At 49.3% G+C, this 21,156-nt stretch carries 22 protein-coding genes and 2 tRNA genes; 8 read left to right on the top strand and 16 right to left on the bottom strand.

Going from position 1 to position 21,156, the window contains the following annotated elements; translation table 11 throughout:
- Positions 1-69 precede the first annotated feature (69 nt).
- Positions 70-3,666, top strand: a complete 3,597-nt coding sequence (locus tag CFX1CAM_RS03385; RefSeq protein ID WP_162287648.1) for a flippase activity-associated protein Agl23 — start codon at positions 70-72, stop codon at positions 3,664-3,666.
- A 162-nt stretch (positions 3,667-3,828) separates the two neighbouring features.
- Here the strand turns inward: CFX1CAM_RS03385 and rplT are convergent, their stop codons facing one another.
- From rplT to CFX1CAM_RS03345, 8 genes are all read right to left on the bottom strand, one after another.
- Positions 3,829-4,176: a 50S ribosomal protein L20 gene (rplT, locus tag CFX1CAM_RS03380; protein WP_087861658.1), complete on the bottom strand. Its 348-nt coding sequence runs from the start codon at positions 4,174-4,176 to the stop codon at positions 3,829-3,831.
- A gap of 99 nt (positions 4,177-4,275) precedes the next feature.
- Positions 4,276-4,512 carry a large ribosomal subunit protein bL35 gene (locus CFX1CAM_RS03375; RefSeq protein ID WP_087861657.1) on the bottom strand — a complete coding sequence of 79 codons (237 nt, stop codon included), beginning with the start codon at positions 4,510-4,512 and terminating at the stop codon, positions 4,276-4,278.
- Between the two features lie 104 nt (positions 4,513-4,616).
- Positions 4,617-5,108, bottom strand: a complete 492-nt coding sequence (gene infC, locus CFX1CAM_RS03370) for a translation initiation factor IF-3 (protein ID WP_269457045.1) — start codon at positions 5,106-5,108, stop codon at positions 4,617-4,619.
- Positions 5,109-5,355: 247 nt separating this feature from the next.
- Entirely contained in the window at positions 5,356-6,843 is a 1,488-nt protein-coding gene (locus tag CFX1CAM_RS03365; protein ID WP_162287647.1) for a M4 family metallopeptidase, read from the bottom strand.
- Positions 6,844-7,825: 982 nt separating this feature from the next.
- The gene (locus tag CFX1CAM_RS03360) at positions 7,826-8,494 is read right to left on the bottom strand and encodes a DUF4013 domain-containing protein (protein ID WP_087861654.1); all 669 of its coding nucleotides are present in this window, start codon (positions 8,492-8,494) and stop codon (positions 7,826-7,828) included.
- A gap of 127 nt (positions 8,495-8,621) precedes the next feature.
- Positions 8,622-8,888, bottom strand: a complete 267-nt coding sequence (locus tag CFX1CAM_RS03355) for a cyclic-di-AMP receptor (protein ID WP_087861653.1) — start codon at positions 8,886-8,888, stop codon at positions 8,622-8,624.
- A gap of 2 nt (positions 8,889-8,890) precedes the next feature.
- Complete coding sequence (locus CFX1CAM_RS03350) at positions 8,891-9,244, bottom strand: cyclic-di-AMP receptor (RefSeq protein WP_157891672.1); 354 nt, start codon at positions 9,242-9,244, stop codon at positions 8,891-8,893.
- A 131-nt stretch (positions 9,245-9,375) separates the two neighbouring features.
- Positions 9,376-9,819: a YcgN family cysteine cluster protein gene (locus CFX1CAM_RS03345; RefSeq protein ID WP_087861651.1), complete on the bottom strand. Its 444-nt coding sequence runs from the start codon at positions 9,817-9,819 to the stop codon at positions 9,376-9,378.
- 216 nt (positions 9,820-10,035) lie between these two features.
- Between CFX1CAM_RS03345 and CFX1CAM_RS03340 the strand changes: the two genes are divergently transcribed.
- Both CFX1CAM_RS03340 and CFX1CAM_RS03335 read left to right on the top strand, forming a co-directional pair.
- A complete protein-coding gene (locus CFX1CAM_RS03340; RefSeq protein ID WP_087861650.1) occupies positions 10,036-10,428 on the top strand; it encodes a ComEA family DNA-binding protein in 393 nt (130 codons plus the stop codon).
- A gap of 109 nt (positions 10,429-10,537) precedes the next feature.
- Positions 10,538-11,671 (top strand): CapA family protein, encoded by a 1,134-nt coding sequence (locus tag CFX1CAM_RS03335; protein ID WP_087861649.1) that lies wholly within the window; start codon positions 10,538-10,540, stop codon positions 11,669-11,671.
- 35 nt (positions 11,672-11,706) lie between these two features.
- Here the strand turns inward: CFX1CAM_RS03335 and yjjX are convergent, their stop codons facing one another.
- The 4 genes from yjjX to CFX1CAM_RS03315 all read right to left on the bottom strand — a co-directional run bounded on the left by yjjX (position 11,707) and on the right by CFX1CAM_RS03315 (position 15,492).
- On the bottom strand, positions 11,707-12,237 hold the full coding sequence (gene yjjX, locus CFX1CAM_RS03330; RefSeq protein WP_197687154.1) for an inosine/xanthosine triphosphatase: 531 nt from the start codon (positions 12,235-12,237) through the stop codon (positions 11,707-11,709).
- Between the two features lie 97 nt (positions 12,238-12,334).
- On the bottom strand, positions 12,335-13,366 hold the full coding sequence (locus CFX1CAM_RS03325) for a M23 family metallopeptidase (RefSeq protein WP_087861648.1): 1,032 nt from the start codon (positions 13,364-13,366) through the stop codon (positions 12,335-12,337).
- 9 nt (positions 13,367-13,375) lie between these two features.
- Positions 13,376-14,923: a glutamate formimidoyltransferase gene (gene ftcD / locus CFX1CAM_RS11300; protein WP_157891671.1), complete on the bottom strand. Its 1,548-nt coding sequence runs from the start codon at positions 14,921-14,923 to the stop codon at positions 13,376-13,378.
- 137 nt (positions 14,924-15,060) lie between these two features.
- Entirely contained in the window at positions 15,061-15,492 is a 432-nt protein-coding gene (locus CFX1CAM_RS03315; RefSeq protein WP_157891670.1) for an OsmC family protein, read from the bottom strand.
- Positions 15,493-15,907: 415 nt separating this feature from the next.
- Between CFX1CAM_RS03315 and CFX1CAM_RS03310 the strand changes: the two genes are divergently transcribed.
- From CFX1CAM_RS03310 to mutM, 5 genes are all read left to right on the top strand, one after another.
- Complete coding sequence (locus CFX1CAM_RS03310; protein WP_087861646.1) at positions 15,908-16,312, top strand: DUF2089 domain-containing protein; 405 nt, start codon at positions 15,908-15,910, stop codon at positions 16,310-16,312.
- A 26-nt stretch (positions 16,313-16,338) separates the two neighbouring features.
- Positions 16,339-16,713, top strand: coding sequence for an SHOCT-like domain-containing protein (locus CFX1CAM_RS03305; RefSeq protein ID WP_157891669.1), 375 nt, complete (start codon positions 16,339-16,341; stop codon positions 16,711-16,713).
- 125 nt (positions 16,714-16,838) lie between these two features.
- Entirely contained in the window at positions 16,839-17,060 is a 222-nt protein-coding gene (locus tag CFX1CAM_RS03300; protein ID WP_087861644.1) for a hypothetical protein, read from the top strand.
- Positions 17,061-17,107: 47 nt separating this feature from the next.
- Entirely contained in the window at positions 17,108-17,785 is a 678-nt protein-coding gene (locus CFX1CAM_RS03295; RefSeq protein ID WP_087861643.1) for a metal-dependent transcriptional regulator, read from the top strand.
- A gap of 79 nt (positions 17,786-17,864) precedes the next feature.
- Positions 17,865-18,704 (top strand): DNA-formamidopyrimidine glycosylase, encoded by an 840-nt coding sequence (gene mutM, locus CFX1CAM_RS03290; protein ID WP_087861642.1) that lies wholly within the window; start codon positions 17,865-17,867, stop codon positions 18,702-18,704.
- 69 nt (positions 18,705-18,773) lie between these two features.
- Here the strand turns inward: mutM and CFX1CAM_RS03285 are convergent, their stop codons facing one another.
- The 4 genes from CFX1CAM_RS03285 to CFX1CAM_RS03270 form a co-directional block, all read right to left on the bottom strand.
- The gene (locus CFX1CAM_RS03285) at positions 18,774-19,775 is read right to left on the bottom strand and encodes an SDR family oxidoreductase (protein WP_087861641.1); all 1,002 of its coding nucleotides are present in this window, start codon (positions 19,773-19,775) and stop codon (positions 18,774-18,776) included.
- Entirely contained in the window at positions 19,772-20,374 is a 603-nt protein-coding gene (locus tag CFX1CAM_RS03280; RefSeq protein ID WP_087861640.1) for a TetR/AcrR family transcriptional regulator, read from the bottom strand. Before CFX1CAM_RS03280 ends, CFX1CAM_RS03285 begins: the two co-directional genes overlap by 4 nt.
- 286 nt (positions 20,375-20,660) lie before the next feature.
- A tRNA-Cys gene (locus CFX1CAM_RS03275) sits at positions 20,661-20,732 on the bottom strand.
- A gap of 55 nt (positions 20,733-20,787) precedes the next feature.
- Positions 20,788-20,860 (bottom strand) — tRNA-Gly (locus CFX1CAM_RS03270).
- Positions 20,861-21,156 lie beyond the last annotated feature (296 nt).

Raw genomic sequence — 21,156 nt, 5'->3', positions numbered from 1 at the left:
CCTTAACTTGAGGTTTTGAAAGAGCCCATGATTTACGGATGCGGATCCCTTGTCAGGCGCAGACTTATCATGTATAGTTCAAAAAATGAGCTAAAATTAGACCTGCACAACCTGATCACAATCAACACGGAAAAACGCGTCATGAATCAGAACAAAACCCTCAATTCCTGGCTGGATCGACCAGTTTTCTCAATTTGGCCTCAATTCACCGTTTACCACCTGATCCTCGGCGTAATTTTGCTCATCACCGCGGTCAGCCGGTTTGCCATCCTGGGTGCACGGGTTATGAGCCATGATGAGGTCAACCATGTGGTGCCAGCGTATACCTTCTACCAGGGCGGTGGTTACCGCTACGACCCGGTGACCCATGGTCCCCTGCAATTTCACCTGATTACGCTCTCCTATACCCTATTTGGAGCCAACGATTTCTCCGCCCGGGTCCCCAATGCCCTGTTCGGCATCGGGGTGGTCGCCTTTGCCCTGTTTGCCTTTAAAAAATACCTGGGCAGGGTGGGAGCATTGATTTCAGGGTTCATGTTTATGATTTCGCCATTTATCTCCTATTACAGTCGCTATACCCGCAATGAAATTTACATCGTCTTTTGGGGTATGGCGCTGTTGTGGGGCGTTCTCCGCTATTTAGAATCAGGTCAAAAGCGCACCCTTTTATTCATCACAGTCATCACCGCACTCCATTTTACAGACAAAGCTACGGCATATATTTTTACAGCCGAGCTGCTGATCTTCCTGGCACTTGTTTTCACAGTGCAGTTGATGACCAAACCCTGGCAGTCTAAACAAACCCGCACCATCTTTTTAGCTGTTGTTGGCATCACCCTGATGTTCGGCCTGGCTTTGTTTGCCGTGGGTTACAACGCCCTAACGCACGGCTCAGCAACGGTACCGGATGACAGCGTGGGTATTTCACTGGGCGACCTGGAGACATCCACACGCCTTATCATCGGTGGGTTGGGTCTGGGATTGCTGGTCGGCCTGGTTTCCGCAGCTTATTTTTTGATCAAGGGCATCGGATGGCACGGGGTCAGGGATGAACGCTCTTTTGACCTGTTGATCATGCAGGGCACCATCGTGCTGCCTCTCCTGGCTGCGCTGCCCATGGACATCCTGGGCTTCAACCCCCTCGATTACAGTATGGGGGGGATGACCTCTTCGCTGTACTTTCTGATTCCGCTGGCGTTGATTGCCCTGGGAATTGGCATTTGGTGGAACTGGAAAGTTTGGGCGGTAAATATCGCCATTTTCTGGAGCATCTTCACCATCTTCTATACTTCGCTCTTCACCCAGGGCCTTGGTCTGTACATGGGCTTGATGGGAGCGCTGGGCTACTGGCTGGCTCAACAAGGTGTGGTCCGGGGTACCCAACCTCTGTATTATTACGCCCTGATCCAAATTCCTATCTATGAATTCCTGCCGGCTTTCGGCACCCTGCTGGCGGCTGTGTTGGGCTTTCGCTTGCTTTCACGCAGGCTCAAACCTGAGCAAAGCACCGCCAATAACGATCCGGAAGAGGTTTCGGATGTGGAAAACACCAATTTGAGCGAGTTCACCTCATCCCAGAGCGCTGATGATGACGCGGTTAAAACTCAAGAAGAGAACATCGGTGATTTCAAGCTGTCTCTTTCCCGGCGCATCGTCGACAACGAAGGCGAACCGCGTCGCACCCCTGTTCTGGCCCTGTTGCTCTTCTGGTCGGTGATGAGCCTGATCACCTTCAGCTTTGCTGGCGAACGCATGCCCTGGCTTACTTCTCACATCACCATGCCGATGATCCTCGCCAGCGGTTGGAGTCTGGGACGCCTGGTTGAATCCCTCAATGGGTTAGAGTTCAAGCGCCAGCGCGGCTGGATTGTGGTTCTGCTCGGGTCCCTGTTCTTACTGGCTCTCTTTCGCACAATCAGCCTGGCATTCAGCCCCTTACCTCCCTTCCAGGGCAGGGAATTGGCGCAATTAGAAGATACCGCCAACTTCCTGCTGGCTTTGGCTTGTGTGTTTGCCAGCGGGGCAGCCTTGTGGTTCTTTCTGCGCGGTTGGCAGGTCGCTCAGATTGGAAGATTAGCCCTGATCCTGTTTGTGGCTGTCCTCTCCTTTGTCACCGCGCGAACGGCATTCCGTGCTAACTTCATCCTGTATGACACCGCCAAAGAATTTCTGGTGTACGCTCACTCCGCGCGCGACCCCAAAGATGTTCTTGAGCAAGTCGAAGAAATCAGTTTCCGCCTGACGGGCGGCAAGGACATCGTGGTCGCCTATGATAACGACATGCTTTATCCCTACTGGTGGTATTTTCGTGATTATCCCAACAAACGCTGGTTTTCAGATAACCCCACCCGTGATTTGCGCGATGCACCCATCATCCTGGCCGGGAGCGGCAACTTTGGCCTGATCGAACCGGTGGTGGGCGATGACTATATCCGCTTTGACCACACTCGCTTGTGGTGGCCCTCACAGGCGTATTTTAACCTCACTTTTCAGCGCGTGTGGGATGCACTCAAAGATCCGAACATGCGATCCGCGTTATGGGAAATCTGGTATAACCGCAATTACGAACCCTATGCCAAGTTAACCTATACGAATACCCTGACCCTTGAAAACTGGCAACCTTCCGATTCCTTCCGCATGTACCTGCGCAAGGATATCGCCTCCAAGCTCTGGGAGTACGGCGCAGCTCCAATGGTCATCGAACCAGCAATAGACCCCTACGAAGCGGCCACCCTTAACTTCGAAGCCGACCGGGTTATCTACGCTGATGCACAATTCAGCCTGGATGCGCCCCGTGATATCGCCTTTGCACCCGATGGCAGCTTCTATGTTGCCGATTCTCGCAATCACCGCATCCTTCATTTTGACGCACAGGGTCAATACCTGAACGCCTTTGGCGCCTATGCCGCTTCTGATTTTGGTGCAAACCAGATCGCGCCTGAAGGTTTTTTCAATGAGCCCTGGGGATTGGCCGTCGGACCGGATGGATCGGTCTATGTGGCAGATACCTGGAATCACCGCATTCAGAAATTTTCTGCTGACGGCAAATTCATCACCATGTGGGGGAAGTTTGGCGCTGCCGAAACGCCTTATCATTTCTGGGGGCCGCGTGGTGTGGCTGTAGACCGCCAGGGGCGTGTTTTCATCACTGACACCGGCAATAAACGCATCGTCATCTTCGACAGTCATGGCGTGAATCTGGCTGTTTTTGGCGGCGCCGGGCTGGGCGTGGGGCAATTTGATGAACCCGTTGGGGTTGAAGTTGATGATTCCGGTCGCCTGTTCGTTGCCGATACCTGGAACAAACGCATCCAGATCATGCTCCCCGGTAGTGACCCCCTCGTCTTCCCCAATCACATCGCCTGGGACATCAACGGCTGGTATGGCGAATCCCTCGACAATAAGCCATTCTTGACCATTGACGAAAACAGCACTGTTTATGTCGCCGATCCAATGCTTGGACGGGTGCTGGTGTTCAATCAATTCGGCGAGTTTTTATACGCCTGGGGAGGTGTTGGCAGTGGACTTGATGAAATTGGCATCGTAGGCGGTTTGGCTGCCGACCAGTTGGGCAATATCTGGGTTTCCGATGCGCGCAATAACCGCTTGATGCGTTTTCCGATTAATGAACCATCCGCACAAGCGCCGCTTCAACCTCAAGAATAAGCTCTGCTTGCTGATCCCGAGGGCGATGATTCCCTGACTGAAAACCTTCGTCTTAATCGCCCCTGAACCAAATTAAGAAAATTGGATTTCCGCTACAGATCATAAATACAAAAAGGCTGCCTTTTTGGCAGCCTTTTTCATGTGTTTTTATAAGTTTTTACTTTAGCTGATCGCTTTGTTGACGATCTGAGCAAAAACTTCTGGTTCACGTACCGCCAGGTCAGCCAGTATTTTGCGGTTCAGGTTGATCTGGTTTTGCCGTAAACCGTGGACCAGTTTGCTGTAGGTGGTCCCATTCAAACGGGCAGCCGCATTGATGCGTGTGATCCACAGCTTGCGCAGATCACGTTTGCGATTGCGCCGATCGCGATAAGCATACCACTGGCTTTTCAGGTATTGCTCATTGGCTCGACGAAACAGTTTGCTCTTGGTACCGTAGTATCCCTTGGTGAGCTTTAGAATTTTTTTATGTCTTCGGTAACCCTGCGGTCCACCTCTTACACGTGCCATATGACTCTCCTCTGCGAACCCCTGGGCGTCGGTGATCGTTTTCACTCACCTGTTGCAAACACCCAGCAGCCGCAACTAAAAAAATGATTACAAAATAGTTTACTTCTTTTTGCCCAAATAGGGCGCCAGTCGACGAACCTTCTTTTGCGTGCCTTTAGACTTTACCGGCAGCATGCGCTCAAACAAAAGCTTGGTGCGAGCCGGGGTCCGACGACGAAGGTGGCCTTTTCCGATTTTGGTTCGCAAAATCGCGCCCGACCCGGTCGTCCTGAACCGTTTCGAGGTTGCCTTGTGGGTCTTCATTTTGTACTTGCCCTCGCGTGGTTTCCGTGGCATTTAACTCTCCTTTCATGAAAATCCTACGGGGCAGGCGTGCAGACCCGTAGGGATTCACCGCTGGTAATCGTATCCTTTTATTTAAAAAATGACAATCGCGGAGGCTATTTGCCCGGGGCGAGCATCATAAACATCGATCGCCCTTCCAGCCTGGGCGCCTGTTCGACAATGGAAACATCAGCTAATTCTTCAGCAATCTCTCGCAGGTCTTCCAGGGCGATCTCCGGGTACGTGATTTCACGTCCTCTAAAGCGAATGGTCACTCGAACTTTCATCCCATCTAAAAGCCACCGGCGCGCATCGCGCACTTTAAAGCTTTTATGGTGATCTGTCGTCTTGGGGCGCAAACGGATCTCTTTAATCTCGATCTTGGTTTGTGCTTTTCGTGCTTCCCGTTCTTTCCTTTCTTTCTCATACAGGAATTTGCCAAAATTCATGATCCTGGCAACGGGTGGGTCGGCGTTTGGGGCGACTTCGACCAGGTCCAACTCGGCTTGCTCAGCCCGGATCAACGCATCGTGTAAACTGACCACACCAATGTTTTTACCATCCTGATCGATTAAGCGCACTTGTGCAGCACGAATTTCTTTATTAATACGATAGTCGTCTTTGCTACTTATAGCGTTCGCTCTCCTTCTGATACGATTGAATTTTTTAATCCAAGCCTGATTCCCTGATAGGGAATGAGCTTTATCTTACCATATTTTTCACAGAATCGTCAACTGGTTTTTTAAAACCAATATTGACGTTGGATGCTAAAAATTGCTTTTTACCGAACAGTCTTTGATTGTTAGAACCATCCCACAGCCTTGATTAACCTGTCATCCCTGTTCGAGTTCAATACTAGATTCTCGAAGAATACTTTCTTATCAAAAAGAACGCTGTTCCTGGAAGAACAAGCGCAAACAAATATGAACCGCAAACCTGATCGAAAATTGAGGAAAACAAGCTCTCCAGGAAAGCCGTTGCCATTTTTAATGCCAGTTCTACCATTAAGTTAACCAGGTCCTGTTCCATCCTAAGAAAGAAATCGTCGATCTGGATGTTCAATTCTGTAAGTTTCTTAAACAGGTCTAACATCAATTTGACCCTGGCATCAACAATTGAATCTTGAAGCGAGTTGAGAATCTCAATCACCTCATCCCACAGCGAGGGTTGAGGCACCGGGTCGCCAATACCAACAATTGCAAAGGCGTTGTGCACAGAATCACAGCGAGCGGTGTCATCAGGATAATAATATTCGCATGCAGTAATTACTGCTGCCCGGGCTTGAAAGAAATTGGCATTAACACGTAAATGATTCTGGCTATTGAAGAAAATTTTCGTCATATCGCCAATGCCCAAGCCATCAACATGTATACCCTGTTTTTTGCCGCCCTCTGCGATCAGGTAAGCCGCATGTGAAATGATGGTGCTATTTTCGTGACAGAAATCATTTTTTTTGGTTGGCTTACGAAAATCTTTATAATGAGATGGGTGACCCTTTACCTTGCTTGGATTTTCCATGTCTCTGATTAATACCTGGCCTTGCGTAAGTTGCCAGGGGTTTTCTGTATCGATAAGCGCTGTAAAAATGTCAGAATAAGCTTCGTTAAGAGCCCCTGCTTCTGCTGTTTCGGCTGATTGTTCTAATATAACCCTTTGACTCGTCACCGCATGTTGAAATTCATGGGGAAAAATATCTTCAGCTGAATAAATTGAAGCATCATCATTAAAACCTATGAGCACACTCACACAACGATACCAATGAAAAGGGCTTCCAGCATCTACGTTAATTAAAACTTCGAAATGATGGTCATGGTTGTTATATCCCTTCCACCCAAGATGGTTTTCATATATAGAAAGCGTTCTATCGATAATTGTGATTAAATAATTTATTTTATTGACATAGTCAGTTTCGTATTTCTCATTTAACGCGTAGATTGGTTTTATCCACTGCCAAAAAATGTGACATTCATCCACTATTTCTTCTGACTCTCCTTTTAGATTCAGAATAGGATATTTTTCAGCATCATATAAATTATAATTATAAAATATTATTTCTCGGGCCAAAATAAATACTTCAGCCGTTTTCGCACTCACAACCGCGTGAAAGGGTTCACCTTCAAAAACAACTTCCATCGTCCAGGCGAGAGTGGTCTCGCCTTTTTCATGACCCAGAACGATAGCATTGTAAAGAACCAGCTCAATGCTCTCATCACTAGAAATAACAGCATAACCCTGATCATTAAGCACGTTTTTAATTTCAGTTTTGCTATATGTGATGTTTGGGTCGTAATACAAATCCTTTTCCGGCAAATACCCACCGCTTACCAGCCTGATGTTTCCCAATCGGTCCAAATCTACCAGCAATTGACTGCTGTATACCGGTATTGAATCGACCCACTGAGAATATTTGAGAACAACAGAGTTGTCATCGTCGATTTGATAATCGGTCAGGCGAAATTCTTTGCTAAAATCATTAATCTGGTAAAGATTCTGGTATTCCTGCATGAACGCCTGAACCTGCCGCTCAGGATCATTTGCATAACCCATATCCACATTCAGCAACAAGGCCCGAATTGTTCCACCTTTTTCCTGCAAGTCCAGGTTGCGCGCTGATTGTTTGCTAAGCTGCTCGATGGCAATATGCTGCTCATCCGAAAGCTCTCCATAAATCCACGGTCCTGTAACCGACTTTCCCTGGCGAGCCCCACTCGGCTTCAAAGTTAGAAATACATAACCCAACCCAACCAAGATAAGAATCACCAGCAGGAAGACCAGGCAACCTGGCTTACGTTTTTTGGGTGCTTTTTGCGTTTTTTGGGTTGCGCTGCTTTGATAATGGTAGGGGTTATCGTTTCTCATGACCTCGTCTCCATTAAATTGATTTTCTTTTTCAGTGTTTCGAAAGTCACCTCAATATGGTGGCAGTAAAGTGCGCCATCATAAGTTTGATTAACCAAATTCTTGTTATCGAACGTTTGTAAAGAATTTCATCATCCTGTGTAAACCAAACATTCAGATTATTCGCCAACAAATCTTGGTTTATACTTTTCTTGCGAAGTTACTGCTGTTTATTCCTCTTCCCGATGTCCAGAAATGCAACAATACGGTTCAAAATGATTATAACAAGAAATTTATCTTATTCTTAACCCAATTCATTTTCTTGCCCAATTGTGTGGGTGAAAAAAAACACCACAACCCCAATCGGAAATTGAGGTTGTGGCGATTGTTAATTGTAGTGGAACGAAAGGTTTAAATCAGCTTACTTTGTGAAAAACAAAGCCGATTTGAACAACAACAGTTCCAAGCTGGGCGCAAAATTTATCAATTACAGGACTTCAACACTCTCCAGTGCGGGGGTGGTTGCTTTATTGTATACCTGTCCAAGCAGGTGACTATTGACCGCATTAGAAAAGATCGCTGTTAAAAATACGCCCACAAAGCAAGCAATTGCGCCTAAAGGTGCGATGATGCTCATAACAAGGCTTTGAATGATAATATAAAGCAACCAGGACACAAACGCTTTTTTCACCAGACCAAAGACCTCTTTGATTTTGAATGCAGCACCAAATTGGCCTTTAGCGACAAAATTTGCTACACCTGCAACAGACAAAAAAGCAATCAAGATGGCCAGCAACAAGCCTACTAAGCCAATACATCCACCAAGGATCATCAAAATGGTGTACAATGCGCCTTCATCGGACATGCCAAAGCTCAGCATGCCACCCGCTATACCGCCGATGATGCCAATGGGGATAAAGTAAATGGTTTGAATCACAGCTGCCAAGAAGCCATTCTTCAAATCAGCTCCAAATTCCAAATTTGGTAAAGCATCCTCCTCATAGCCATCAATAACGCGTTTGGTGATTTTTAAACCCCAACCGATAACAACAAATTGACCGACAACTGGAATCAACATGCAAAGTGCGGGCATGAGGATCTTTTTGAACCATTCCTTGTCTTTAAAAACATAACTGAAAGCTAAACCTAAGTTCATTTTTTTCTCCTATTCATTGTAATTAGATTATATTCTATCAGATAATCGCAGATTTTTGCAAGTCCATCCGTGATTAAAAATGCGTTCTATCACGGTTCAATTCAACGCCAGTATGTCATTGAGCATCTTATAATTGTGTGAATTGATCGACCTTTAAAACAAATATTGTTGCTCGTTTCTCTTTTTCTTGGGGTGCTTTTATACAATTTTCTCGTATGACAAGCAATGCGGTCTCGACTTGGTCGTCCTCCACGCCGATGAGAAGCGTACTACGTCCGCTACGCAAAAATCCACCTGTTGACGCAATAAAGGTCACCCTAAATCCCAATTCAGTCAGCCCAGTAGAGACGGCGTCGTTATCCTCATCTTTAACAATCGCAATTATCAGTTTCATTGTTAAAATTCCTCGTAATGCTCAACTTCAAGAGAAAAGATACTGGCACCTCCAATAGTCACAGGTGTTGGCGCCAGCATCGGAAGAGGCGAATTTTCCATAGGCACAGTAAGAAAAGTAACCCGCTGCCTGCAATTTTTATTCAGAATTTCAATCGCTGTATCCTTCTGATCAGCAGGCATACCCACCATCAAGGTGGCATTTTTGCGTCCCAGAAACCCACCGACACTTGGCAAGCGCGTGACGGTGAACCCGCCATCGACCAGCGAATCGATTGCCAGATCTGCATCCTGTCCCTGAACCACCACAATCAGCATATGGTTAATTTTCAACTGTGACTTCACCTTCTCCTGCATTGCCATTTCCTTAAATTAAATTCCAAGATGCACCACGCCAGGATACTTCCAGTATACCATAAGAATTAATATTTTAATTTTTCACAAGTGCTCATGCAGCACACTGCGTGCTGCAATTGTAAACAGTCTTCTCAATCAAACCAATCAACAACCCGGTCTTCTAGCGCGTCCATATCTGCTTCTTCTTCCCGGATCACCCGGTCACACACAGAAATTCCAGCCTTCTCGACCGAATCTGGATTTCCAGAAACCAAAGGATGCCACCATGCCAGGCCGCGTCCTTCCGCCAGGCGGCGATAAGCGCACGATTCGGGCAGCCAGTAAATTTCACTCACCCGCTCTGCAGTCAGAAGCAGGCAATCCGGCACTTTTTGTGTGCGGTGTTCATAATCTGAACACTGACAGGTTGCTAAATTCAACAGGCGGCAAGCCACATCGGTATAATACACCCGTCTGCTGCCCTCATCTTCAATCTTGTGCAAACAACACTTGCCGCACCGGTCGCATAAGGCTTCCCATTCTTCATGGGTCAGTGTATCAAGCGTTTTAACCTGCCAGAATGCTTCAGCCATCATCTCCACACACAACTGTAAAAAATATCTCGATCTTCAGCGCACCACAAGACCTTGATCTATTTTATAATAAAACCAGCCGTCAAGCAAACCTTTTTTAAGATCTGGTGCTGCCAGAATTGTCATTAGCGCATTATCAAGTTATACTAAAGAAACTGGTAAAAAACTGTTCATTATTAATAGGATCAAACCCTGATACACCGCAAACAGGAGAAGGTTATGACACAACCCCATGAGAATTTAATCGATATCAATCTGGCGACCCTGCAGGAACTGACCACCATCCACGGCATTGGGCCTGTGCTGGCTGCGCGCATCATCGAACAACGACCTTATGAAAAAATCGAAGATTTAGAACGCGTGTCCGGGATCAACCATATTAAATTTCTGAGCATAGCGCCATTCGTCACCGTTAGCGAAAAGAAGCCCCGGGTAACGCCACGAAAAACAGCCTCGCAACCTGAGGCGGTCGCACCCGCATCCGAACTCGGTGAGACCGAGGCTTTTCTATTCCTTGAGGATCATAACCTGCGCCAGGATGCACTGCTGATCATCTTTGGCGGTTTCATCCTCGGATTGGTCATCCTTTTACTCCGTCGCTCTCGGCGGTAACGGGATCACCAACACACGACTGAGCCAACCCTGTCATCCTACCACCTGGAGTCAGACCTGTTCAGACACCATAACGAGTCCCATTCAAGGGGCATCGAACCCACCTACCATGCCAATGGTTAAGCTGTTTATCCGTCCCTTATTGGTGATGCTTGTCCTCATCCTGCTTTTGGCTGCCTGCCAAACGTCGCAGGCTGAACCTGTTTCAGTGACAATTGCGCCCACTTTAACAAACACATCCCAGGCAATTGTGAGTCCCTCACCAACCGAAACGCTGAGCCCTACTCTGGTCTCCACCACGGTACCCACCTTGCACAGCGTAACTCGGGTTGCTTCAGCGACCGTACAACCCAGCGCCACGCCTGAGCAACGCGTGATCCTCATGGCGGTTGGTGACATCATGCTGGGTAGGACCATTGGTGAATTAATTGAAACCGAAGGTCCCCAGGCACCTTTTCTCGACACTGCGGAAACCCTACACTCAGCCGACATCACCGTGGGCAACCTGGAATGCCCGATATCCGAGCGCGGCCAGGCTGAGCCGAAGACTTATGCCTATCGGGCGCCTCTTGCTGCCGCAGAATCCCTGGCTTTTGCCGGTTTCAACCTGGTCAACCTTGCCAACAATCACAGCCTGGATTACGGACCCCTGGCGTTGATCGATACCCTGGAAGTTTTGGCTGCCAACCAAATCCAGGCGGTTGGTGCGGGCGTCAACGCAGACGAGGCTTACGCGCCTGCTTTCATTGATGTCAACGGTCTGCGGATCGCTTTCCTGGGGTTTGTGGATGTATTTCCCACCGATTATGATTATCCGAAATGGGAGGCTGGAGCTGATACCCCGGGAGTCGCCTGGGCGCATGAAACACGGGTGCGCGATTCAGTCCAGGCAGCAAAAGCCCAGGCAGATATCGTGGTTGTCCTGGTCCACAACGGATACGAGCTCGTTCAACAAGTCTCTGCCCAGCAGCAAAAAATTGCCCAAGTGGCCATCGACAGCGGCGCATCACTGGTCATTGGCAGCCACCCTCACGTCCTCCAGCGCATTGAAACTTACCAGAATGGCCTGATCGCCTACAGCATGGGAAATTTTGTCTTTGACAATTTTCTCTTTCCACCCAATTACAGCGCCATCCTGGTTGTGGAACTTACGCCCCAGGGCGTTGAATCCTACGAACTGATCGATGTCATCGTTCAACTCACCGGCGTCCCCCAAATCATGCCCTATCACATTGAACCGTGAACATTCCTCGCCCGTTCCGGTTTTAGCATCGTTTTTTAATATAATTCGGGTTGTTTGAATGGAATTAACGCCAGAATCACCGCCTGTTCATACAGCGTCTTGCGGGTAACAACGTCACCGGTCAACAAACCGACGGCGCCGGATTTCTGCTTTGAGTTTTCAATCCCGAAGACCACATCGTCGGCATCGCCCAGCTCCATGCCTGCTTCCACCAGGTTTTTTACCTCCGCTGGTAGTTTGAAGTGAGCCGTGCGTGAGCTGCCAACTCGCTCCCCTGAAAGCACCACCACCCAGGCAAACGAGATCATTTCATCTCCTTGTAATTCGCATCCCCCTTCCACGCCGACCCAAAAATCGCCCTCAGGGATTGCCAGCCTGGCTTGCCTGGCCCTGTTCTCCGCCCCTTCGCGAGCCAACTGCTCTGAAAGCGGCTGATGCCCAACGCCTGAATCCACTGAAATCGATTCAACCCCGTAATCCTCGCCAGGGAACATGCGGCTGAAACCAGCCTGTACTGCTTCAATTTTAACTGGGTTATGCGAAGCAATTACGATCTTCTTCATCATGGATCAACATTCCCCTCCACCTGGAAAACGCTTTTGCTTGCCAGGATAAGTACTCACTGTACCGATCAACGCACCATATTGCTCAATCATCTGCGTGTCAGTCAAGCTGGATTTTAATAAACCCCATACAACCAGGTTCAAGCGAGAAATAGTACTCATACATGCGCTCTGCGATGAATGCCAGGCGGTATTCTCCTGCCGGGATATCCGGAACTGCAAAGTTCTCATCAAGCAAGAAGTGAGCGTTCAAGCCCGTTGGAAAATAGGTCTTCGGATAATAATAGTTTTCAACCTCACCGGTTAGCGACCGCTTCTCCAGGGTGAGGGAGAACTTGGGCAGCGGGGTGCCGCCCCGATCCAGAATCACGCCAGCGAGAGTTGCTGTTTTTGGATGGTCATGATCATCCAGCGGTGCAAACCACAGCACGGGGTTGACCGCGTCGGTGTAATCATTCGCGCCAACCCGCACCTCAAAATGCAAATGCGGGCCATAGGCTGCCCCGCTGGCACCAACCCTGCCGATTTCATCTCCTGCAGCAACCGTGTCACCTTCAGCAACGCCAATCTCTGATAGATGTGCATATAATGTGTAAACCTCCCGGTCAATCCCCGCTAAACCTGGATGCAGCACCACGATGGTATTGCCATAATACGCATAAAACGGTCCCAACTTGATGGTATCATCCGTTCCTGCAAAAACGACTTCTCCTGCCTGCGCAGCCAGCACGGGCGTACCGTAACTGTTTAGAAACTCCACTCCGTAATGCAGGTCCAAACTCCCGTCTCCCCTGCTGCCATAGGGATAAGATCGGTCAATGGTCCGTGTAGCCCCCTCGCCAATTGGACGTTCCAGCCAGCCAGGCCAGTCCACAAGGCAAAAATCCTCCTCACAAGCCCATTGATCGTTTTCTGATTCCGGTTCTTTCGTCGCTGCAGGCATTGTTGCCTGGGGTGTTGGTTTCTCCACGCTGAACTCAACATCCACAGAGGTTTCATTCGGTATTTCGGTTACGCGATCGGTCGGTGTTGGCAGAGGTGACAACGTCTGCTCAACCTGCGATCGTACAGGCTGGCAGGCAGCAATTATTACCAGGATGCCAATAAACGCCAGTGAGATTGATTTGGGCATCAGGGTTTACTACAGGTTCAGTCCGCCGCGAAGGTTAAGCACAACCTTCAGCGCCGCTTTCAACTCAGCTGCCTGTTCCTCGAGAGAGGCAATCTCTTCCAGCATTCGAGCAGGCTCGGCTTGTTTTTCGATGCCCAACAAATTGATGCGCACATTCAACCCGGCTGCTTCCAGGGCAGCCTGAGCCTGTGCAGCAGCGGAGGCGGCATCGGAAATTGCGTTTAGATTGCCTAACTCAGCCGCCTTGCATGCCAATTTCAAGATTTCAAGCGCTTTCCGCCCAACATGTAAAGGCACCGTTGCCGCATAGATCGATGCTGCGTTAATCGCCCTGTCACGTTCCGCCTTCTCATGCTCTGTGCCCTTGGGAAGGCGCAAAGCTTTCAAATACAGTTCAAAGGATTCAGCATCTTTTTTGACGGCTGCTCGCATCTCCGCCTGGAGTTGCATGGCTTCTTCAACCATTTGCTGCATCTCCGCCTCGACATCGGCATATTTCTTCTTGCCAATGGTCACCAGACCCACCATCGCCACCAGCGAAGCAGCCATAGCCCCGCTGAATGCTGCCGCTGAGCCGCCGCCCGGCGTAGTATTGCCGGAAGCGAGCGCATCCAAAAAGTCTTCATCTTTTCTCTCGGCGGGGGTTTCATCTGAAGGCGCAGCACCCGTGAACAATTTGTTTTCTAAAATTTGCTCTGGTGAAAATTGGTCCATTTGCAAATACCAGACGGCAGCATCAACCAATGCCTGGTTGGGCACCAACCCTACCAACTCTGAATGGTGGATGGCGACACCGTAGCGTTGCGCCTCTCTGCGGATCATTTCAACCACAGTAGCCATCGAAGTGCGTTTAAAGTTGGTCAGGTTCATCGAGACCTGTGCCATGCCTTCAACCACAACCCCCATGCCTTTCACATAGCGCAATCCACCTGTTGAATGCCGGATGGTCCGGGCGATTTTGTTAGCAATGGAAACATCGTCGGTGGTCAGGTAAACGTTGAAGGCGATCAGCGGATGCCTGGCTCCGATCACTGTCGCGCCGGCGCCCGTCAGCCTGGAGGGTCCAAAATCGGGATCGCGAGCGGGAACAACGCCAAGCTCTTGTTTGAGTGTTTCATATTGTCCTCGGCGAATATTCTCAAGATTGACCCGCTCGGGCTGAGTGGCAGCCTCCTCATACAAGTAAACCGGGATCTCCAACGTTTCACCAACGCGTTGACCCAGGCGACGCGCCATCTCAACACATTCTGCCATGGTTATCCCGGAAATCGGAATAAAGGGGACGACATCAGTGGCGCCAATCCGGGGATGCTCGCCCTGGTGTTGATCCAGGTCAATCAATTCGCTCGCTTTGGCAATCGCCAGAAACGCCGCCTCTTCAACGCTTTCCGGAGGCCCCACAAAGGTGACCACTGTCCGGTTGTGATCCAGATCTGAATGACGGTCCAGGATGCTGATCCCCTCTACCGAGTTAATCGCATCAAGTATCGCGTCGATCACTTCCGGACGCCGCGCTTCGGAGAAGTTCGGGATACACTCAACAATCGGTTTGGACATGTTCGCTCCTCTCAAGACTTTTTTTCATTATACCAAAGCCAATCGGTTCGTCTGCGCGCGAAACAAGAGACAGATCCTGTTCAGAAGCGCATTACGCTGTCCCGAACGGCAAGGTCTGGCAGATGATACCGTTTACGCTAATGAACCTCGTATTTGATCGACGTTTGATTGAGAATGGTATCGGTCACCGGGCAGCGAGAATGCAACTTTTCAAAAAAGGATTTTTTCTCCTCGTCGGTCAGGTCAGCGTCGATGATCACTTTTTCCCGAATTTCGATAAATCCTGCGCGTCCTTCCTGGGTTTTTCCCAATAAAAAGTCCGTATCATAATCACCTTCGATCTCAACCGAGAAACCACGCAGCTCAATACGTTCTTGCATGGCCACAATGGCAGCCATGGTGCTCAGACAACCGCCCAGGGCGACCAATAAATAAGCCACGGGGTTGGGACCTGCGTCCTTTCCGCCCATTTGAACGGGTTGATCGATAACCAGGGTGTGATGACCCACCTGGTTATCCACACGCATACCACCCTGCCAGGTTGATTGTGTTTTTTCTGTTTTTACCATTTTTTCTCCTGTTTCGATTATTAAACCAATCATTTTTTCACCAATTGATTATATCCGCTCGGGCTAAGATTAATGTCGCCATGCAAGATTTTTCACGTCCGAAAAAGTGATCTACCGTGCAACCCTAATCGCTCAGATGATTCACAATTAATTTATCGCATTTATCAATATTCATGATTGTATTATCAGTTTTATTCATTGATTCTTGATCAATTATCAAAAATATCAATATTGGCATTGACAATATTTATTGATGTGATAAAATAGAGGGTAAAAACAGGTTTAAATAAACATTGACGTTATTCAAGTCTGCCTGCAGAGGAATCCACTCTGACACGGCTTGCTTGAAGTCATGCAATTATAACATCAAATATAAACAAACCGCAAGGTCCTTTGGAAGGATAAGGAGGTTTACATGCAAAAAATGCCAGAGCAATGCCCACTCTGCAAATCGGATATCCTGGTAACCCGGTTTTACTGTCCTCGCTGCGACACTGCCGTAGAGGGTCACTTCCAGCCATATGCCGGTCCCTTTGCTGACCTGACCGAAGAGCAGATCAATTTCATCCTGACTTTTGTGCGTTGTGAAGGCCGGTTCAACCGCATGGAAGAGGAACTGAACCTGTCTTACCCTACCTTACGCAACCGGCTTTATGATATTATTCGTGCTTTGGGTTACGAACCCGGAAAAGATGATGAGCCCAGCCTGTCTCCGGAGGATCGCCGCCGCATCCTTGACGATCTTGAGCGCGGCAAAATCACTCCGCTGCAAGCACAGCAGCTCCTGCAAGGCCTGGAAGTCGAATCAAAGAAAGGTTGAAAACAATGGTCTCAACAGAAGAAAGAATGCGAATCCTGATGATGATCCAGGAGGGAAAGATCTCTGCTGCAGAAGGCGCCCGCCTGATTGAAGCCCTAGATGATCTCAGCGCGCCCACCTCGCCAGGGCCGCAACCCTCACGAGGCTTTGAAAGCGGCAAAAAGCCCCGCTACCTCAGGGTGATGGTCACCGATACCGATACAGGCAAAACCAGGGTCAATGTGCGTTTACCCGTCTCATTGATCAACTCCGGGGTGCGCATGGGCGCCCGCTTTGCCCCCGAAATCGAAGGGCTCGATATGGAAGACCTGAATGCCTGGCTAAATTCAGGCGAAATTGGTCAGATCGTCGATATCTTCGATGAGGAGGACGGTGAGCACGTCGAGGTCTTCCTGGAGTAATGCCCGGGTGAACAACTTTTTGAAGCACTCAGGCTGAGGCGGTTTTTCCTCACGCCTGACCAAGAGCACATGGGCGCACCCGCTAGCAATCCATTTTGATTACCAATTTTTATTGAAAATTGTAGTTGTCCGAGAACAGCCTGCAGCTTAATCACAGCGAATGGCTGTGCCGTTTCTTCACGACCGGATTTGGACAGGCATTTTCAACCCTTGGCAGTCACCCGACGGGCTTTGCCTTTGTCTGGCACCTGTCTGAAACGACGCTCTCAACAACCGTCCTGACCATCAGAACCCGGATGAAAATCCTCCTTATGGCAAGAATTGACGGTTTGATTTTTGTGTGCTAAGCTAATTTAGCCTGTGCTAAATTTTTTATCTTGTCAGTGAGGTAACCATGCCCGAGACATTAAGTACCAACATCCAGGATTATCTCAAGCACATCTACGAACTCACCGCCAGTGGGGTCAAAGCAAGCACCAATAAGCTGGCTGAGAAATTGGGGATTTCAGCTGCATCGGTCACCAACATGCTACAAAAACTCGCTAAAATCGAACCCCCGTATGTCATCTACCAGAAGTATCAGGGGGTGCATTTGACCCAATCCGGCCGGGTTGCAGCCCTGAAGATCATCCGCCGCCACCTTTTGGTCGAACTTTACCTGATAGAGACCCTGGGCTACGGCTGGCACGAAGCCCATCAGGAAGCCGAAATCCTTGAACATGTCGTGTCTCCCTTACTTGAAAGCCGTATTGATGCTGCCCTGGGCTACCCGAAGTTCAGCCCCCACGGAGACCCGATACCGGATTCCAACCTGGCGATCCCGCAGCAAGAGCATATCCTTCTAAGTGGGCTTGAGGTTGGAGAAACCGCTTTGATCCTGCGTGTTCCCCATGAAGATCCACAGATTTTAGAATACCTGGAAAAATCCGGCATCATCCCTGGCTTCCACATAAAATTGCTCTCATGTGCCCCTCACGATCAAACTCTGCGCATCCAGGTTGTCGAAACGGGCGAAAAAGTGGTCATTGGCCCCAGTCTGTCTAAAGAGATCGCACTCTCGGTGACGGATTGACCGGAATATTGTCGGACGTGCAGACGCGAACAACCCGAACTTGAGACTTTAACAAAACGATTGAGGATCAGAACACACGATGCCAGAATTACCAGAAGTTGAAACGATCATCCGCAGGCTCCGGAATGGAACGCCTGGCGATCCAGGCGTGATTGACCAAACCATTCAGTCGGTCGAAATTACCTGGCCAAAAATCATTGCTGCGCCAAGCCCTGACAAATTTAAACAGTCTCTGTCGGGTAAGACAATCATTGCCGCACGCCGACGGGGTAAATTCCTCCATTTTCCTCTGAGCGATGGACACCTGATTGGCCACCTGCGAATGAGCGGCGATATGCGCATCGATGCCCGCCTGGCACCAGATGGTCAACCTGCCCTCCCAGGTCCCTACGACCGGGTTTTGATCAACTTCTTATCTTCATACCGCCTGGTGTTCAGCGAAATTCGCAAATTTGGACGCCTGTGGTATGTCGAAAATCCACAAGAAGTATTTCAGCACCTTGGTCCCGAGCCTTTGGATCCTGCCTTTACGGGTCAACAGCTATACGCAATGCTTCAAGCTCGTACTCGCTCTATCAAACCCCTGCTGATGGACCAAACCTTTATCGCTGGCATGGGCAACATTTACACCGACGAAGCCTTATTCCGTGCCCGCATCCACCCCTTACGCAAATCAAATTCCCTGTCGGTCGCTGAAGCCGATGCTCTGCACCAGGCCATCCAGTCGGTACTGCAGCATGGCATCCACAGCTTCGGCGCCAGCCTGGACTGGTTCTACCGCGGCGGCGAATTTCAAAACGACTTCAACGTTTACGGACAAACCGGCGAGCCCTGTCCGAATTGCGGTACACCGATTGAGAAGATCGTGGTCGGTCAACGGGGAACTCATTTTTGTCCAAAATGCCAGCAAATCGCCTGATGGGTATCCAGTCATAAAACAAGGCACCCGAAAGGGTGCCTTGTTATGCCGATGCTGAACAAAAACCGTTTACAAACGCAGGGACTTCCGGGTCAGTCCCAGGTTTTCCCACCACCAGCGCACGGTGTCAGCGATGCTGTTCACCAACGAGCGTGGCTTGTAGCCCAATTCTGCTTTGGCTTTATCCGAGTAGATTTCCGAATTACTGATCACGGTCTCAATCGAATAGCGTGTAAAGCGCGGCCGGGTCTTGGTGACCTTGTAATACAGCTCTGCGATTGGGGCAACAATCAAAGCCACTGGCAAGGGGAAAGACAATACTTTGGTATCCTTCCCGGTCACTTTTTTAACCAGGTCATGCATAAGTTTCAATTCAATGCGTTCACCGCCAAGGATGTAAGTTTCACCGGATTTGGCGTAATCTCGCGCTAAAATCTGACCTGTTGCCACGTCGCGCACATCGACAAAATCATAAGCCCCTTCGACCAGGAAAGTGATCCTTTTCTGCATAAATGAGAGGATCAGCTCACCCACTTCTGAGCGGCGAAAATCATAGGGTCCGGTGACGCCCGTCGGACACAGGATAACAGCGTCCAGTCCCTCACTGGCAGCCTGCTTGACCAGCAGCGATGCCTCTGCTTTGGTTTGATCATAAACACCTGCCGCGTTTTCCGGGTCAAATTTCAAGGCTTCATTGACGGGCGTGCCGATTGGCGGACGCTCCAGCGCATGAATCGAGCTGGTGTATACCAATCTTCGGACCCGGGCATCTCTGACAGCCTCAATTACATTTCGGGTACCGTCCACATTCACCTTGCGCACCAGCTCTTCCTGATCCTTTGTGATCGAAACCAGGGACGCCAGATGAAAGACCACGTCCACATCCTGCATGGCTGCGCGCAGGGAATCCAGATCCAGGACGTTCCCTTCAACCCGCTCGACGGGTAAACCATCCAGCGATCGGGTATCTTCGCCCGGCAGGATCAATGCCCGCACCTTCTCGCCACGGGAAAGCAACTCCCGTACCAATACATTTCCGATATGACCGGCTGCGCCAGTTATTAAATTCATTTTTCACTCTCCAGTCCATTAATTAACAGATTTAACCCAAACGTGGTGACCTGCTGCCAATTTGCGCCATGCGGATCAAAAGTCGCCTGTAAAAGCAAACCCATCACCATTGACGTCAAAATCCGGGCTGCGTGTTCCGGGTCAACCCCGCGATGGAAAGAATTTTCGTCAATCCCGGATTGAATCAACCTGGAAAACAAGTCCAAATAGCGCTTGTAAGGGGCAACTGCCTTTTCCCACACGGCCGGGTGTCGGCTGGCCTGGGTCCAAAATTCCAATAAAATCGGGAATCCCCTCTCAAGCGCATCAAACAATCCACCGGAAAAAGCCACCATGTTTTCCAAAATTTGGGGCACAGTCTCAGCGGATTGCTCAGCAAGTTGAAAGAATCGGTTCACTGTTGACAGCCAGGTTTCCATTAAAGCCAGGAACAGGTCCTGTTTTGATGGAAAATGGTGGTAAAATGCGCCTTTGCTGATCTGCGCTTGCTGGCAGATTTCCGCTACGCTGGTAGCATCATAACCATTTTTCGAGAACAGGCTCAATGCCGTATCTAATATTGACTGCCGCGTATCCGCACCGCGCACCAGGTTTGTCATAAGCGAACTCACCTCCACGTTCTTGGTTAAAACCGACCGACCAGTCGGTTTGTATAAGTATCATACACCAGGACTGAAAAATATGCAAGGGGATTCATCGTTAACTTTTCATATAAAATTGCCGCGTCACCAGCGCCTTCCCTGAATTTTCCCGCGACCTGGCGGACGCAGTGTTTGCCTCCTCAAACGCCCCCGATTGAGGAGGGATTTGAACGCAAGGGCAGGACCCAAGCGCACGTTCGTGACAAAAAAACACCCCGTTGACCGGAGTGCTTCATTATTCTTAAGGCGACGACGGGACTCGAACCCGTGATGAGGGTTTTGCAGACCCCTGCCTTACCATCTTGGCTACGTCGCCAGTAAAAGAAAAGCTGATACCCGGCTTGTGGATACCAGCCATCGTGTGTTCAAAAAGCGGGCGAAGAGACTCGAACTCTCAAACCTTCTCCTTGGCAAGGAGACGTTCTACCATTGAACTACACCCGCACAAGCTTAGTCTGCTATCAAAATGTATTTTAGCACAACAGGTTTAATCCGTCAACTCTTTTTTGTTAAATCGTTTTGTGTTTTTCTTATCCACAGGAGGAGCCGAGGCAGATCTTTGTGACTGTCCAATCCGGAGCGTGCGACCACAGCTCAATCCCTTGCAGGGCACAGAGCGTACCAGGCGGGGGGTGCCCCTGCAAATGTTAGGAAATTCGTTAAAATCGTGCTGATTTTCAAAGAGGATGATGCTTCATAAACTGATTTTTCAACATTTTTCAATCGACGATTATTCCCAG

The organism is Brevefilum fermentans, assembly GCF_900184705.1.
Classification (GTDB): Bacteria; Chloroflexota; Anaerolineae; order Anaerolineales; family Anaerolineaceae; genus Brevifilum; species Brevifilum fermentans.
The sequence above is the reverse complement of the archived record's forward strand: the minus strand, read 5'-3'. Positions and strand labels throughout refer to the sequence as shown.